Here is a 3723-nt window from a genome sequence, read left to right as displayed (position 1 = left end):
TGTCTATTTTATTGACAGGGGACCAATCCCCCATTGCAAAGCCGTTCGTGCCTTTTCGATATCTGCCACATTTCCGGTCGCCGCAATCGCTTCCATCAGCGCATAAATTGATGAGAAATGCCGGACACTGTTGTAGTTAGTCAATACCCGTTGCATCGCTGGAAAGTAACCGTAAACAAATTTACCATCGTCATCGATCTGCCGAGCCAGATAGGCTTCTCCTGCCGTCAAATACGACTGAATCTCTTGCTTAGGGTTCTGTAGTAACCGAACGCCAGTCGTCCCATCCTCGCGCGTAGCCAGCGGCCAAATCTGTTGTCCGTCAGTGAAGATCCCCGTCGTCGTAAAACTCCAGATATACTGGCTTGCCGCTAAGTCTGGCACGTCTTGGCCATCTCGTTCCTGTAGGTAATCGGCAATCGCCTTAAAGTCAATCCACATATCTGACGCGTTCTTACCAACCTGGTGATCCTTACCTGGATGAAAGAACTCATGACCATTAATCTCCATCTCAAGTAACGCTGTTTTTAGCTCCGGATCAAAGCTAACACCACGACGCCAAAAGTTCATACGGGTCATGACTTTCAAATCCTGTTGTAAGTCCACTAGTGGCCGCCGCTGAAGACTGTTGACCGTCTCAATCCGAACCCAAGATTCTTGGGGGGCAGGCGCCAGAGTTTCAGTAACCGTCTTCCAAGCCTGATCGAAACTAGTTGCCCGTATAAATGACGTCTTGGCACGGTGACGTTTATCCGATATAGACAGCGCTAAAGTCACCTTCCCCGTTGCTTGATCCTTACTTGTTCCAAGCCTCGTAAGTGCCTCACGAAGTTCCTTAATCACTGTCTTTTTCATGGATAGAACCGCCCCTCACATTAATTATTTTTCTAATATAAGAGTCCCCCCAGTTTGACCCAAAGGGGACCCGTCTGGATATAAATCAAGTATACCCACTTTTAAACCATTTTGTTACTATTTGCTACTTTTGTGATAACGATTGTTAATTATCACCATGCTTACCACGTTTGCCACCGAAGTACCACCATGAACCACCGGTCACAGCCGCAATAGCTGCCAGAATGGAGCCCCAAAGCGTCAGGTTGTTCCCATCGTTTTGAGAGTTTTGACCGGAATCAGCATCGTTACCAGTTGATGGATTGGCAGCCGCCCCGCTCTTCGAGGTAGTGGACTTATCAGCCGTCTTCTTGTCTGACGAATCACTAGCCGAAGCCTTGTCATTGTCAGCATTTGGACTAGCCAAGTTTGTTACAGCTGGTTGCGTACCGTCACCAGTTGTTGGCGTTGCACTCGCTGCGTACCCCATTGGCGTTGCCGTGGCACCGGTCGTTCCAGTGTTTGACCCGGTACCAGTCGTTCCAGTACCAGCGCCGGTAGTCGTACCGCCACCGTTTGAACTGCTACCACTACTTCCGCCACCGGCGTTTGACCCACCGCCGTTCGAACCAGACCCGTTGCCACCATTTGAACCGGATCCGCCGTCAGCATCAGAGTCACCANTTGAACCGGATCCGCCGTCAGCATCAGAGTCACCATCGGAGTCCGAGTCACTGTCGGAGTCAGAATCACTGTCGGAATCGCTATCGGAGTCACTATCTGAGTCAGAGTCACTGTCGGAGTCGGAATCGCTGTCAGAGTCGCTGTCGGAGTCTGAGTCACTGTCGGAGTCCGAATCACTGTCGGAGTCCGAATCACTGTCTGAATCGGAATCACTATCCGAGTCAGAGTCACTATCTGAATCAGAATCACTGTCGGAATCTGAGTCACTGTCCGAATCGGAATCACTGTCGGAGTCTGAGTCACTGTCGGAGTCAGAATCACTATCGCTATCGGAGTCACTATCTGAGTCTGAGTCACTGTCGGAATCTGAATCGCTATCCGAGTCTGAATCACTGTCGGAGTCGGAATCGCTATCAGAGTCCGAGTCACTATCCGAGTCGGAATCGCTATCAGAGTCCGAGTCACTATCGGAGTCCGAGTCGCTATCAGAATCGGAATCACTGTCGGAGTCCGAATCGCTATCAGAATCCGAATCACTGTCGGAATCCGAATCACTGTCGGAATCCGAATCGCTGTCGGAGTCCGAGTCGCTGTCGGAATCGGAGTCACTGTCGGAGTCCGAATCACTATCGGAATCGGAGTCACTGTCGGAGTCCGAATCGCTGTCGGAGTCCGAATCACTGTCAGAGTCCGAGTCACTGTCGGAGTCCGAATCACTATCGGAATCGGAGTCACTGTCGGAGTCCGAATCGCTGTCTGAATCGGAGTCGCTATCGGAATCTGAGTCACTGTCGGAATCTGAATCACTATCAGAATCGGAATCGCTATCCGAATCGGAATCACTATCGGAATCGGAGTCGCTATCTGAATCTGAGTCGCTATCTGAATCTGAGTCGCTATCAGAGTCAGAATCACTGTCGGAATCTGAATCACTATCGGAGTCCGAATCACTGTCAGAGTCTGAATCGCTGTCAGAGTCTGAGTCGCTATCAGAATCGGAATCACTGTCTGAGTCAGAATCACTGTCGGAATCCGAATCACTGTCAGAATCCGAATCACTGTCGGAGTCCGAGTCACTGTCGGAGTCGGAGTCACTATCTGAGTCAGAATCGCTGTCGGAATCTGAGTCGCTATCCGAGTCAGAGTCACTGTCGGAGTCTGAGTCGCTATCTGAATCTGAGTCGCTATCCGAGTCCGAATCACTGTCGGAATCCGAGTCGCTGTCTGAGTCGGAGTCGCTATCGGAATCAGAATCGCTATCGCTGTCCGAGTCGCTGTCAGAATCGGAGTCACTATCCGAGTCAGAGTCGCTGTCCGAGTCGCTGTCCGAATCGGAGTCACTATCGGAGTCAGAGTCGCTGTCCGAATCGGAGTCGCTATCCGAGTCGGAATCGCTGTCCGAATCAGAGTCGCTATCGGAGTCGCTGTCCGAATCGGAATCGCTATCTGAGTCGGAGTCACTGTCGGAGTCGGAATCACTGTCTGAGTCGGAATCGCTGTCTGAGTCTGAGTCACTGTCGGAGTCCGAATCACTGTCTGAGTCAGAATCACTGTCGGAATCTGAATCACTGTCTGAGTCGGAGTCACTGTCGGAGTCGGAGTCGCTATCGGAGTCGGAGTCGCTATCGGAGTCGGAGTCACTGTCGGAATCAGAGTCACTGTCGGAATCAGAGTCACTGTCGGAGTCTGAGTCACTATCGGAGTCCGAATCACTATCGGAGTCGGAGTCGCTATCGGAGTCCGAATCACTGTCGGAATCTGAGTCACTATCGGAGTCGGAGTCGCTGTCAGAGTCAGAATCGCTATCGGAATCGGAGTCGCTGTCAGAGTCAGAATCGCTATCTGAGTCGGAGTCGCTGTCGGAATCAGAATCACTGTCGGAGTCTGAGTCACTGTCGGAATCGGAGTCACTGTCGGAGTCGGAGTCGCTATCGGAGTCGGAGTCGCTATCGGAGTCGGAGTCACTGTCGGAATCGGAGTCACTGTCGGAATCAGAGTCACTGTCGGAGTCTGAGTCACTGTCGGAGTCCGAATCACTATCGGAGTCGGAGTCGCTATCGGAGTCCGAATCACTGTCGGAATCTGAGTCACTATCGGAGTCGGAGTCGCTGTCAGAGTCAGAATCGCTATCGGAATCGGAGTCGCTGTCAGAGTCAGAATCGCTATCTGAGTCGGAGTCGCTGTCGGAATCAGAATCACTGTCGG

General features: G+C 51.7%; 1 protein-coding gene. It reads right to left on the bottom strand.

Annotated elements, in window-relative coordinates; all coding sequences use genetic code 11:
* Positions 1-3: 3 nt before the first annotated feature.
* Entirely contained in the window at positions 4-855 is an 852-nt protein-coding gene (locus FD07_RS12530) for a hypothetical protein (RefSeq protein WP_020090332.1), read from the bottom strand.
* Between the last annotated feature and the right edge of the window lie 2868 nt (positions 856-3723).

Origin of the sequence: Levilactobacillus parabrevis ATCC 53295 (assembly GCF_001434055.1) — a bacterium.
GTDB classification, from domain to species: domain Bacteria; phylum Bacillota; class Bacilli; order Lactobacillales; family Lactobacillaceae; genus Levilactobacillus; species Levilactobacillus parabrevis.
The sequence above is the reverse complement of the archived record's forward strand: the minus strand, read 5'-3'. Positions and strand labels throughout refer to the sequence as shown.